Source organism: Leucobacter luti, assembly GCF_004217175.1.
GTDB lineage: Bacteria > Actinomycetota > Actinomycetes > Actinomycetales > Microbacteriaceae > Leucobacter > Leucobacter luti.
This window is the reverse complement of record NZ_SHKI01000005.1, coordinates 322,263-335,024: the sequence shown is the minus strand read 5'-3', so window position 1 is coordinate 335,024 and position 12,762 is coordinate 322,263. Positions and strand designations below refer to the sequence as shown.

Below are 12,762 nucleotides of genomic sequence, written 5' to 3'. Positions count from 1 at the left end.
GCCGCCGCTACGTCACGAGTTCAAGCAGCCTGAGCCCTCCCGCGACGGGACCCCGCCGCGGGAGGGCGTCGAGGCGGTCCGCGATGCCCGGCAGCGTCTCGTGCTGCCCGGCCAGGAGCCGGTCAAGCGCGTTCAGGAGCGCCATCGGGTGCGTGTCGAGCGCACTGTGACCGTTCTGCAGGGGCACGATCACCGCGCCCGGCGCGGCGCGCGCAACCCGCGCGGCGATCTCGGGCGGCGTGCGGAGATCCCTGGCGCCACTGAGCAGCACCAGGGGCCACGCAATCGTGCCCGCGGCAGAGGCCAGATCAACCGGCTCCCCCGCGAACGCCGGAAACTGCCCAGCGAGCGGCGCGTACGTGCTCGCGGGGTCGAGCGGGTGCCCGTCCGGGTGCGCGCCGTACCCCAGCTCCCGAAACGCAATCGCCCCCACCAGGTCGAACTCGTAGATCCCCGGGTACCGCACGATCGTCTCGTCTCGGGTGGCGTACGCGGCGAGCGCGCGCCACGCGCCGCTCCGCCGGCTGCGAAGCCGGCGCTCAGCCAGTGCGACGAGCAGTGGCTCACCCCCGAGTTCGTACGCGGCACGAGTCACGTCGAGCAGCACGCGCGGATCGAGTCCGGCCGCGTGGAGCTGGCGCACCGCGCGGGCGGCAGGGCTCGGGCCCTCCCACAGCAGCCGCCGGATCACGGTGCGCTCGAGCTCAAGGTCCCCAGCCGACTGCAGCGCCGAGTCGAGGATCATTCCGGCCACCCGCTGCGGCTGCGCGGCGCCAAAGCAGGACGCCAGATAGCTCCCGTACGACGATCCCACGACGTGGACGCGTTCGACCCCCTCGTGATCGAGCACGGCGCCGAGGTCGGCGACCACCTCGTCAATCCGCATCGCCGCCGCGGGGAGGTCATGCCCGGTGAGATCGGTGCGCGAGAGTCCCACCCCACGGTGCTCCACCATGATGAGATCGAGACCGCGCCGCGCGGCGATGCGACGGAGGAATCGGTACGGGAGCACTGAGCCGAGCCCGGGCCCGCCGGGGATCACGAGGGCCGGCGGCCTCCGGCCCTCGGGACCCGTGCGCACGTACGCGAGGTCGAACTCGGGGGTGTGAGCGGTGGCGGGGCGGCGCAGCGTGCGCACCCCCGGAGCGCGCCACGCCGCGCCGAGCAGCGCTCCCCGCAGGGCGCGAAACGCGGGCCCGTCGGATCCCACGCCGCTCTACACTCGCTCGGGAGCGGAAAGGCCCACCCGGGAGAACCCGAACAGGTTCACGAGGAAGGCGACGAGGATCGACAGCGCCGCCCCGATGACCGTAAACCCGATACGCTCCGCGTTCAGCAGCTGCGTATCAACGTCGGAGGTGTCCATGAGGATCACCGCGATCGTGAGAAACAGCGTGTACTGCCAGTAGGGCCGCCGAATGACCATAAACACCAGGCACAGCCAGAGCGCGGGGAGCGCGAGCAGGTGCAGCAGCCCATCTGGCACCCCCGCAAGCGCGAGCGCCGAGACGACCACGAAGCCGAGCAGCGTGCCACTCACGCGACCCCACATCTTCGCCGGAGTGAACAGCTGCTGGGGGTCCGCAAGCACGTAGAGCGTGAGCGTGATCCACACCCAGTGCGTCTGCAGTCCACTCAGGGTGGCGACCACCATCACGATGGCAGAGAACAGCCCGAGGATCGCGCCGTATTCAAGCGGGATCCGGGGGTTCGGAACGTCCAGGCGGGCGAGGTGTCGCGTGCCCGCGGCGAGGCTCAGCACCACGACCGTCCAGATCCCCGCCAGCAGCATCACCACGCTCACGCCGATGAGGTACCGTGCATCGACGATCGGCGGGTCAGAGAAGAGCGCGGGTGGATCGTTCATGAAGTAGGGGGTCAGGATCGGGAGCTGCAGCACGGCTTTTCCCACCCCGCGGCTGGCCGCGTAGCCGTACGCGACGCCGAGCAGCACGAGCAGCAGCGCGAGCGCCCAGGTGTGCTCCCGAAGCAGGATCGAGATCACGCCCAAGCCGGTGAGCGCCACCACGACGGCAGCGCCGATCTTTGGCCCCCCGCTGATCCAGCCAAAGGCTGCCGCGAGCACGCCGAAGAACGCGACCCCGCTCACCCCCGGAACAAACGAGGTGGCGATGAACGCGGGGGCGGCGATGACGAGGAGCGCCACCAGCAGCTTGGCGGCGAGGATCAGGATCGCGCGCCGGGACCACTCCTTCGCGGGGGGACCGGCCGGCGCAGAGTGCTCGCGATCGGCCGCCTCAGGCCTGAGCGACTCCCCCGATGTGCGCGACTCCATACGAGCGATCCTAGTGCACGGCGCAGCCACTTTTACAGCCCCGCCTGTAGCTCAGCATCGCAAGGTATACGAGCTGGCTTGGCAGAAGCCATGTGTTCTCTCTACACTTTCTACGGAGGGCGACACCACTGGGGACGTCGCGCGGAGTGAAGGATTCACGTGCACGAGACACTCAGCTGGGCCGCCGCAGTGCTATCACTCATCGGGTTCGCCCTCGTCTTCGGCGTCCACCCAATGCTGTACGGGGCGACCGCCGACATGCTCGCGCGGGGCGGCGAGTTTCGGCCGTCGCTCGGCGCGCTCCTCGCGGGCCTCGTGTGCGGCGCGACCGCCATGTACGCGCTTCTCCACGTGGTCAACCCCACGCGGTACCTCGCCGCCGCTGAACACGACCTCGAGCGCGCGGCGACCAACCACACGATCGACCTGTGGACGGGAATCGCATTCATCGTCGCCGCCATCGTCGTGGTGACGTGGCGCCTCATTCACCCCGGGTTCGCCCCCGCCCCAGTGAAGCTGCCCCAGCAGGGCACCGCCGTGCTCGCCTACTTTGTGGTGGGGATTGGCTGCGCGGTCGTCGGCTTCACCACCTGGCCGCTCATGTACCTGGTCATGCGCGTGGTCACGGGGCTCAGCGCCAGCTTCATGCTGCGCGGCACCGCCTTCGCGGTGTTCCTCGCCGCACTCGTCATTCCGTTCGTGCTCCTGGCCTGGCTGTGGTCGCGGTTCCCCGTGGCCGCGAAGAAGATCACCACGGTCTACGCTCGCGTGCTCGCCGCAGACTACCGCTGGGGGCTCGCGATCGTGCTCGCCCTGGGCGGTGTGCTCCTCATCGGATTCGCCGCGCTCCCCCGCTAACTCAATTCAGCGCGGGGAGCGCAAGCACACCGCGGTCACATCAGCTTCGTCGACTCGAGCGCGCGCGCGAGGTCGCCGTTGATCTTGAGCACCGGCAGGCGCAGCACCAGTCCGATCAGGAGCGCGGGAACCACGAAGAGCGCGAGCTGCCCCAGCGAGATCCAGTAGTCGCCCTCGTAGATCCCCGCGATTGCCGCGCGCACCGCGTTCGTCGCGTGCGTCACTGGCAGCCAGGGGCTGATGCTCTGGAACCACTGCGGCAGCACCGACAGCGGGTATGCGCCGCCGCCGGCGGAGATCTGCACCACCAGCAAGAACACCGCGAACGCCTTCCCCGCCTCCCCAAACGAGAGCACCAGCGTGTAGGTGATCAGCGAGAACACGAACGACATCACCCAGCCCGCCAGGAGCAGGAGCAGCGGGTGCGCCACGTGCACACCGACAAAGCCCATCAGCCCGAGGTAGAGCAGCGAGCTCTGGAAGAACCCGAGCACCGCGAACATCCCGTAGCGGCCGAAGTACTCCTGCGTCTTCGTGAACGGGCCAGCGGCCGGCAGGATACTCGGCGACACATCCGTGCGGATCAGCACCGAGAGCAGAAGGGCGCCCACCCAGAGCCCGAGCACTGTGTAGAACGGAGCCATCTGGGCGCCGAAGGTATCCACCGGGTACACGGCGATGCGTTTGAGGCCCACCGGACTCGTCAGCTCCCCCGCGAGCGCCTCCTGGTTTCCGCCGATCAGCGCGACCACCTTCGAGAGGTCGCCGCCGCTCGCCGCTTCGCCGAGCGCGCTCGCCAGCTCCGAGAACTTGTCGGCCGCGTCACGCAGGTCCGTCGCAATCGCGGTGGTCGTCTCCTCGGCCTGGGTGAGGAACGCGACCAGGGAGGTCGACCCGCCAGACAGCGCTGTCGCAGCTGCGGCAAGGTCGCCGCCGATCTGCTCGAAGCCCGAGTTGATCCCGGCGAGCGATCCGGCCAGCTGCTCGAGTTTCGGTCGCAGCGTCCCGTCGTAAGAGTCCCGCGCGCCGTCGACGGCAGCGCGCGCGGCGTCGGCCAGCGCGATGATCTCGTCGCGATCCGCGCCCATCCCCGCACCGGTCTCCGCAAGCTTCGTGGCCGACGAGGTCACCCGGCTCGCGAGCGCAGTCTGGCGGTCGATCGCACCCTGGAGCGTCGCCGCCGTCCCCTGGAGCGCGGCCTTCAGCGCGGGATCCGAGGTCGCCTGGGCTTGCGCCTCAAGCGTGTCGTGGAGCTCCTGGTTGGCGGTGACCCGGACGTCGATGGCGCTCGCCGCGGCGGTCAGCGTCGCCGCTGCGTCCTCGGCCTGGCCCGCAAAGTCTGCGTCGAGCTCGGACAGCTGCGCGATCAGCGCGGTGTAGCTGCCCGAGGTGCTCGCGAGCGCCGCCGAGATCGACTCGTTCGCGGTACCGAGCACCGACTGCAATGACTGGGCCGCGGTCGCGCCCTCCCCGATCGCATTCGAGGCGTCCTGGACCGCGGCCAGAGACGCGTCGGTGAGCGACGCCGCACCACGCACGAGCCCCGTGCTCGACCCGAGGAGCGAGCTGAACAGCTCGAGCGTGGTGGCGCTCGATCCGATCGTCGTCGCGGCGGTCTGCGCGCTCGCCTGCACGCGCCCGAGCGCGGCGCGCGACTCGTCCGAGCCGGCTTGATCCGCGAGGGACGAGATGAGCGCGAGACCCACCTCGTTGAGCGTCTTCGTGAAGGTGGAGTTGATCGTGGTGGAGACCTCGGTCGCGGCCTCGTCGGTGATCTTGGGAGAGAGCGCGTTCTTCTTCTCGTTTGAGTAGTAGTCGATCTTCGCCGCCTGCGCGCCCGGCGCGAGGAAGGTCATCATGTCCCGGCTGAAGCTCGGGGGCAGGACCAGCGCGGCGTAGTAGTCGCCGGCCTTCGTACCCTCGATCGCCTCTTCCTCGCTGGTGAACACCCAGTTGAGATCCGTGTTTGCCCGCAGGTTCGAGATCACCTGCTCACCCACGTTGATCTTCATGGGGAACAGCTCCCCCTGGTAGCCCTCATCGGCGTTCGCGACCGCGACCTTGAGGTTCTTCACGTTGCCGAACGGGTCCCAGCTTGAGAGCACGTTGAACCAGCCAAAGAAGGAGGGCAGCACCACCACCCCGAAGAGCACCACGAGTGCGATCGCGTTGCGCTGCACCCGGCGCGCGTCGGTGATAAAGATCCGAGCGATATTCTTCATGTTCGTCACACCTGCTCTTCGAGCTTGCCGAGCTTCGCGTTCGAGTGGATCGCGCGTTCTTCTCTGGCGAGACGCGATTGCAGTTCAGGGGCGTCGAGCGTGCCGACCTTCTTTGCGTAGGCGATGTTCTGCTTGACGTACTCAAGCGTGACCACAAGCGCGATCACCAGCACGCAGAGCACGCCCCACAGGGCCAGCACCGTCGCCTTCGCGTCGGGGATCACCCAGGCGACGCAGGCGAGGAGCGCGGTGCAGAGCACGGCGATGAGCAGCGCGAGCCGCACGATCGAAAGGTGATGCGCCTCGAACCAGCGCGCCTGCTGCGCGGCCTTCGCGCGGAACGCCTCGCGGTTGGTGAGTGCCTGCACGATCTGCGTCACGCGGCGGCGCGAGCCGAGCACCTGCACGTTCTCGCTCACGAACAGGTCGGTTTGCGCGAGCCTGCCGTTGAAGAGCCGGGCGAAGTTGCCGAGCCGCTGCCGGAAGAACAGTCCCAGCAGGAACGACAGCCCCGCAAAGACCGCGAGCACACCGACGAACTTCCAGTAGTCGCCGCCGTAGAACCCGCCAATGGTCTCGCGCAACGCATCGATTCCGTAAGTGAACGGGAAGAACGGGAAGAGCGCTTGGAAGAACTCGGGCATCATCTGAATCGGGTAGATGCCCGAGGCGCCGGGGATCTGCATGATCACAAGGAGAATGATGAGCCCCTTGCCCACGTACCCGAACGACACCGCGAGGGCGTAGATCAGCGCCATATAGACGAAACCGATAAAGACACTCGTCGCGACGAATGCGACCGCGCTCGCCATTTGCACGCCGATCACCACGTTCCCCACGCTGACGAGCAGTGCCTGGAAGAAGTTAATGAGCGCGAGCAGCATCCACCGCCCGAAGTAGGCCTGCCGCACGGTGACCCCCTCGATCCCCTCGGTGTCGACCTCCTGCCGCAGCAGGACCACCAGCACGAAGGCCGCGATCCACAGCGACAGGTTGGTAAACAGCGGCGCCATCGCGGAACCGTACGTGGTGACCGGGAACAGAATCTTCTCCGTGACCTGCACCGGTGCCGCCATGAACTTCGAGATGTCGTCGGGGCTCAGGCTGGTCAGCGCTCGCACCTGATTGAGCAGGCCGGCGGCGCTGAGCGCGCTCACGTCCGTGCGCACGTCCGCGAGGTTCTGCTCCACCTCAGCGAGCGTGACATCGAGCGCCTCGCTCGCGGTGCGTGCCTGCTCCGCTTGCTCCTCGAAGGTGTCGAGGAGCCCCACCGCCTCGTCGACCAGGGCCCGCTGCGAGCCGAGCGCCGCCGAGAATCCGCCGGCACTCGCGGAGAGCGCGCTCATCGCGCTGTTGACGCCGGGGAGCGTCTCCACCATTACGTCCCGAATCGCCCCCGAGGTGGACGCGGTCTCGCGCACCGCCGCGTTAATGGCGTTCGCTGAGTCTTGAATCCCCTGGGTCACCGCGGACACGTCTGAGTTCAGCGTGCCGAGCTGCGCCAGGAGCGCCGCGTCCGCGTCAACCCGCTTCGTCAGGGTCTCGATCGCGCCGTCGAGCGTGGCGCGGATCGGATCGCCGGCCGGGAGTGCGTCTCGGATCACGGTGAGCTCGTCGACCACCTGTGCCGCGGCGTCGGCGACGACCGTCGCGTCGCTGATCGCGGTAGCGATCTCCACGTTTGCCTGGCTCGCTCCGGCGGCGAGCACCGAGAGCTTCTCATTGAGCTTTGCCGAGATCTCGGTGAGCTCAGCCGACCCCGCGGTGTACGACTCGGTGACCTCGCTCGTAAAGGTGGCGAGACCAGACTGCGTGTCCGCGACGATTGCTTGGGCCTCAGTAATGGCGGCCTGCACCTCGTCGATCACCCCGTCGAGCCGCAGGAGCGCGGAGCGCGAGTCCGCGAGCGCAGCCTCGCCGCTCGCGAGGCTCTCCTGAATGTCAACGATCCCTTCCCGCGCGTCGGCCACCTGCGCGCTGGCGTCCGTGAGCACGTCGAGCGAGGTGCTGCGCGCCTCGGTGAGTCGCGTGTCGATCGCGGTCCCGGCGCTCTCCACTGCCTCGGTGATGGTCTGCGACACGGTGGCGACGAAGGTGGAGTTGATCTGCGTCTCGAGCGTGGTCGCCCCCACCTCGGTGATCTTCGGCGCGATCGCGTTCGCCTTCTCGTTGACGAAGTACTCGAGCTCGGGGCGCACGAAGTCGCCCGTGGTGAGGCTGAGGAGATCCTCGCTGAACTCCTCGGGAATCACGATTGCCGCGTAGACCTCGCCCGACTCGACCGCCCGCATCGCGGCGTCCTTGCCGAGGAACTGCCAGCCGAGCTGATCGTTCTGCTTCAGCTGGGCGACCACCTGGTCGCCCACGTCCAGAGACCCCGTGAGCGAGGAGTAGGCACCCTCGTCGAGGTTGACCACGGCGACCTTCACGTCTTTCGTATTGCCGTAGGGATCCCAGAACGCGATGATGTTGAACCAGGCGTACAGCGACGGAATCACGATGATTCCGATGAGAATGATGACCGCCTGCGGAACTCGAAGGATCCTCATGAGGTCACGCTTGGTAACCCTCAACGCGTTCTTCAACCTGGCCCCCATCGACTATGCCTACACACAGACTACATTTAGGGAAGACACTAGCGTTACATCGATTTGAGGGGCTCTGATGCAACGCGCCGCGCGCGTCGCGGGGCGCGCGGTCGCCAGACCAGGTCCGCTCGGAGCTGCCTGACCCCGGCGACTCGGGCTCGCCTGGCCGCCGCGCAGCCGGGGGCCCGGCATGGCCGGGTCGGCGCGTAGCCGCGGTTCGGGCGCACTCGGGCCGACGCGCAAGCGAGACAAAAAGTGCCCCCGGCTGGACTCGAACCAGCGACCGACAGATTAGAAGGCTGTTGCTCTATCCACTGAGCTACGGAGGCGACCTTACGAGCGTACACTGAGGTCCGCGAAACTCGCGCAGCGCGCACCCCCGGGGCCTCGGTCGATACCATTTTGCACTCTCAGGCGAATCGTGCATAATTGCACTTCATGACCGAAAGTGCAGACATGTCCGGACGCGCTGCGAAGATGCGGCGTACCCGGATCGCAATTACCGAGCACGCCCGGAAACTCACGGCGGCTCACGGCCTCTCGGGCTTCACGATCGAGGAGGTCTGCGAGCCCGCCGGGATCTCCCGTCGCACCTTTTTCAACTACTTCCCCTCGAAGGAAGCGGCGGTGATTGGCTCGCCGCCGGATATCCTCGAGAGCCCCGCGATGGCGCGGTTCATGGCCGCGGGCGTTGCGGACGGGCGGATCAGCCCCACACTGCTCGAAGACATGGTGGAGATCGCGGTGGACGCGCTCGACGAGGTCTTCGACATCGCGGGCACCATCACCCACGTGAACGAGATCATCGCCCGAGAGCCCGCGTTCATGGAGAAGTTTCTCACCGACTCCGAAGAGCTCAACCGCCGATTCGTGGGCATGATCGAGCAGCGCGAGGGCCTCCCCGCCGGAGACCCGCGGGCGGCGCTCGCACTGCAGGTGCTGGGAGCGATGCTGCACGCCTCGGTGCACGAGTTCTTCGCCAGCGGGAGCACGGGCAGCATCGGCCCGCGCCTCCGCGCGGCGCTCGCCCAGACCCGCGCCCTCTTCACCTGCGAGACCGCCTAGTCCGACCGCGACCATTCACGCTCACACTCACACGTACCTTTCCACGCCACCAAGATCTTTCCGAAGGGCCCTCCGACATGACAGCAGTCGCCACCCCCGGCGCACCAGCAGCACCGCTGCTGCTCACCCAGCGCAGGATCTGGATCATCTTCTCCGCGCTCATCGCCGGCATGATGCTTTCAAGCCTCGACCAGACCATCGTGTCGACCGCCATGCCGACCATCGTCGGCCAGCTCGGCGGCGTTGAGCACCAGGCGTGGATCACCACGGCGTACCTCCTCGCCACCACCATCGTGATGCCGATCTACGGCAAGTTCGGTGACGTGATGGGACGGCGCACACTGTTCTTGATCGCGATCGCGCTCTTCACGCTCGCCTCCGTGGGTGCCGCGTTCGCGCCAGACTTCACCTGGTTCGTGGTCTTCCGCGCTATGCAGGGCCTGGGTGGCGGCGGCCTCATGATCCTCTCGCAGGCAATCATCGCCGACATCGTGCCTGCATCCGAGCGCGGCAAGTACATGGGACCGCTCGGCGCGATCTTCGGGATCTCGGCGGTCGCCGGCCCGCTCCTCGGCGGCTACTTTGTGGACCACCTCACCTGGCAGTGGGCGTTCTACATCAACATCCCCGTCGGCATCGCCGCGTTCCTCATCGCCTGGTTCGCGCTCACCCTGCCGAGCAAGAAGGTCACCAAGAAAATCGACGTGCTCGGCGTGGTCCTCCTCTCGATCGCCACAACCTGCCTGATCTTCTTCACCGATTTTGGCGGCGGCAAGGAGCACGGCTGGGCCGCTCCGGAGACCTGGCTGTGGGGCGCCGGCCTCGTGCTCGCCGCGCTCGCATTCGTGCTCGTGGAGTCCCGCGCAGAGGATCCGATCATCCCGCTCGGGCTCTTCAAGAACCCGATTTTCGTGAACGCCACCGCGATCGGATTCACGCTCGGCCTCGGCATGTTCTCCGCGATCGCCTTCGTGCCCACGTTCCTACAAATGTCGTCGGGCACCTCGGCCGCGGCATCGGGGCTCCTCATGCTCCCCATGATGGTCGGCATGATGGGCACCTCGATCTGGTCCGGCATCATGATCACCAAGCGCCAGAAGTACAAGGCGTACCCGATCGTCGGCACCCTGATCACGGCCGCGGCGATGACCGCGATGACGACGCTCACGGCGGCGACACCCATCTGGCTGATCTGCGTCTACCTGTTCTTCTTCGGCGCCGGCCTCGGCCTCATCATGCAGGTGGTCGTCCTCGTGGTGCAGAACGCCGTGGGAGCCGACGTGGTGGGCACCGCGACCAGCACGAACAACTACTTCCGCGAGGTTGGTGCGTCCCTCGGCGTCGCGATCTTCGGGGCCATGTTCACCACCCGCCTGAGTGATAGCCTCACCGAGGTATTCGCGGGCATGCCCAACGCCGACGCCGCGGTGTCGACCATCGACCCGCAGAAGCTCGCGGAGATGCCCGACGCGATTCGGGAGGGCGTGGTCAACGCGTACGCAGACTCGCTCGCGCCGGTGTTCTGGTACCTCATCCCGTTCATCCTGCTCGCGTTCCTGCTCGCGCTCTTCCTCAAGCATATCCCCCTGTCCGACCAGTCGGGCATGGTCGCGCGCGGTGAAGCGATCGCCGGGGACGAGGCCGAGGCGCTCGAGTCAGCCGCGCGCGGCGGGGCCGGGAACGACGGGGCCGGTAGCGCGGCGCCGGCGCACCGGTCAGCCGCGGGGTCCGCCGACGCGGACGCGACGCCGACCGGCGACGCCGCGGGTTCAGCCACGAGAGAACCGTAGCCGCGCTCGCTCACCCGTCGCCGGTAGGATCGACGGGTGAGCGACGCTTCGAAACCCCGGCTTCCGTTCGAGGTGTGGGCCCTCGTTGCTGGCGGGTTCACCGTGGCGCTCGGATACGGTGTGGTCGCCCCCGCGATCCCCCAGTTTGCGCTCGAGTTCGGCGTCACTGCGTTCGCGGCATCCGCGATCGTCAGCGCCTTCGCGCTCATGCGGCTCGTCTCTGCCCCGCTCGCTGGCTGGGTGGTGGGCCGGATCGGGGAACGTCGCACCTACACGATCGGGATCCTGATCGTTGCGGGCTCGACCGGCGCCGCGGCGATCGCCGCAAACTACGCACAGTTCGTGGTGCTCCGTGGCGTGGGCGGTATCGGGTCGGCAATGTTTACGGTCGCCGCGACGGCGCTCCTCATCAAGGTGAGCCCGCCCGAGGCTCGCGGCCGCGTCGCCAGCCTCAACGCCGCGGGGTTCCTGCTCGGCGGCCTGCTCGGCCCGGTATTCGGCGGCATTGTCGCAGGCCTCGGTATTCGAGCGCCGTTCGTGTTCTACTTCTTCACGCTGCTCGCGGCGGCAGCGGTCGTGGCGATCGCCCTGCGCCGCTCACGCGCGGCCGGCCACCCAAACGGGGACGGCGACGACGACGAGCGCGTCTCGCTCGCGGCAGCGCTCCGGGTGCCGCAGTATCGCACGCTCCTGCTGTCGGTGTTCTCGTTTGGCTGGGCATCGTTCGGCGTGCGCGTCTCGATCATCCCGATTTTTGTCGCCGTCGCGTTCAACGGCGACGCCGCCACCGCCGCCTGGATCCTCGCCGCCTACGCCGCCGGCAACGCGATCCTCATCTTCCCCTCCGGCCGCTGGAACGACACGCTCGGCCGCAAACCGATGCTGGTCATCGGCTCCGCCATCCTCGCGGTCACCTACGCGGCATTCCCCGCGTCCCCCACCCTGTGGGTGGCCGCGGGCGTGATGTTCGCCGCGGGCGCCGGTTCAGCACTCGTGAACCCCGGGCAGCAGGCCGTACTCGCCGATGTGCTCGCGCGCCGCAGAGGCGGCAACGTCGTCGCCGCCTACTCGATGATGAGCGACCTCGGCGGCGTGCTCGGCCCGTTGATCGCCGGTGCGATCGTGGACGCCGCGGGCTTTGGGTGGGCGTTCGCGGTCACCGCGGCGCTGATCGCCGTGGCAGGTATCGCTTGGACGCTCGTCCCCGACTCGCGGCAGCTCGGCCGCGACCCGGGCCACACCGAGAACCGATAGCCGCGCGGCGGCGCCTATCCTTCGAGGTCGTCGACGCCCGGCACCCAGCTCAGGCCCGGCCGCCCCCACCCGTTCTTGCGCTCAGCCTTCTGCGCGCCCCGGCTTTCCGGGTGCACGAGGCGATCCACGTAGAGCAGACCGCTCAGGTGGTCGTACTCGTGCTGCAGGATTCGGGCGAACCAGCCGCTGGCCTCCACTTCAAACGGCTTGCCATCGATGTCCTGCGCGCGGAGCAGTGCGCGCTCCGAGCGTCGCAGCGCGAATCGCTCGCCGGGAAACGACAGGCACCCCTCGATCTCCTCGTCGCCGGGGAGCCCGGGCTCGGGCGGCGAGATCCAGAGCGTCGGATTGATCGCGACACCCTGCGGGGCTGCCTCGTCCTGGTCCTCGTACAGCCACACAAACACCTGGAGCCCCACCCCGACCTGCGGCGCTGCGAGCCCCACCCCCGGTGCGGCCACCGTCGTCTCGAACATGTCGTCAACGAGCGTGCGAAGCGTCGCGTCGAACTCGGTGACGGGCGCGGCCGGGCGGTGCAGTACCGGCTCACCGGAGATCACAATAGGGAGAACAGCCATGACTCCCAGCTTAGGGCGTCTCGGACCCCGGCCCCGCCGCAGGGGCGGGCGATAGACTTGCTTGGCTGCGGGTTACTCGCAGCAGAGTGCTGCGGGCCACACGCGGCAGAG

General features: G+C 68.0%; 9 protein-coding genes and 1 tRNA gene. 4 read left to right on the top strand and 6 right to left on the bottom strand.

Annotated features, from left to right (window positions below):
• Positions 1 to 7 precede the first annotated feature (7 nt).
• Positions 8 to 1,210, bottom strand: coding sequence for an alpha/beta fold hydrolase (locus tag EV139_RS10575; RefSeq protein ID WP_241989025.1), 1,203 nt, complete (start codon positions 1,208 to 1,210; stop codon positions 8 to 10).
• A gap of 6 nt (positions 1,211 to 1,216) precedes the next feature.
• Positions 1,217 to 2,296, bottom strand: a complete 1,080-nt coding sequence (locus EV139_RS10570; protein WP_130454295.1) for an FUSC family protein — start codon at positions 2,294 to 2,296, stop codon at positions 1,217 to 1,219.
• A gap of 159 nt (positions 2,297 to 2,455) precedes the next feature.
• Between EV139_RS10570 and EV139_RS10565 the strand changes: the two genes are divergently transcribed.
• The gene (locus EV139_RS10565) at positions 2,456 to 3,154 is read left to right on the top strand and encodes a hypothetical protein (protein ID WP_130454294.1); all 699 of its coding nucleotides are present in this window, start codon (positions 2,456 to 2,458) and stop codon (positions 3,152 to 3,154) included.
• A gap of 35 nt (positions 3,155 to 3,189) precedes the next feature.
• On the opposite strand, the gene EV139_RS10560 is transcribed toward EV139_RS10565, so the two are convergent.
• The 3 genes from EV139_RS10560 to EV139_RS10550 all read right to left on the bottom strand — a co-directional run bounded on the left by EV139_RS10560 (position 3,190) and on the right by EV139_RS10550 (position 8,293).
• Positions 3,190 to 5,376 carry a YhgE/Pip domain-containing protein gene (locus EV139_RS10560; protein WP_130454293.1) on the bottom strand — a complete coding sequence of 729 codons (2,187 nt, stop codon included), beginning with the start codon at positions 5,374 to 5,376 and terminating at the stop codon, positions 3,190 to 3,192.
• Positions 5,377 to 5,381: 5 nt separating this feature from the next.
• A complete protein-coding gene (locus EV139_RS10555) occupies positions 5,382 to 7,925 on the bottom strand; it encodes a YhgE/Pip domain-containing protein (protein WP_198677537.1) in 2,544 nt (847 codons plus the stop codon).
• A gap of 295 nt (positions 7,926 to 8,220) precedes the next feature.
• Positions 8,221 to 8,293 (bottom strand) — tRNA-Arg (locus EV139_RS10550).
• Positions 8,294 to 8,402: 109 nt separating this feature from the next.
• On the opposite strand from EV139_RS10550, the gene EV139_RS10545 reads away from it, so the two are divergent.
• The 3 genes from EV139_RS10545 to EV139_RS10535 all read left to right on the top strand — a co-directional run bounded on the left by EV139_RS10545 (position 8,403) and on the right by EV139_RS10535 (position 12,073).
• Positions 8,403 to 9,029 (top strand): TetR/AcrR family transcriptional regulator, encoded by a 627-nt coding sequence (locus EV139_RS10545; RefSeq protein ID WP_130454291.1) that lies wholly within the window; start codon positions 8,403 to 8,405, stop codon positions 9,027 to 9,029.
• A 77-nt stretch (positions 9,030 to 9,106) separates the two neighbouring features.
• The gene (locus EV139_RS10540) at positions 9,107 to 10,819 is read left to right on the top strand and encodes an MDR family MFS transporter (RefSeq protein ID WP_130454290.1); all 1,713 of its coding nucleotides are present in this window, start codon (positions 9,107 to 9,109) and stop codon (positions 10,817 to 10,819) included.
• Positions 10,820 to 10,855: 36 nt separating this feature from the next.
• Complete coding sequence (locus tag EV139_RS10535; RefSeq protein WP_130454289.1) at positions 10,856 to 12,073, top strand: MFS transporter; 1,218 nt, start codon at positions 10,856 to 10,858, stop codon at positions 12,071 to 12,073.
• Between the two features lie 14 nt (positions 12,074 to 12,087).
• On the opposite strand, the gene def is transcribed toward EV139_RS10535, so the two are convergent.
• A complete protein-coding gene (gene def, locus EV139_RS10530) occupies positions 12,088 to 12,651 on the bottom strand; it encodes a peptide deformylase (RefSeq protein ID WP_130454288.1) in 564 nt (187 codons plus the stop codon).
• Positions 12,652 to 12,762 lie beyond the last annotated feature (111 nt).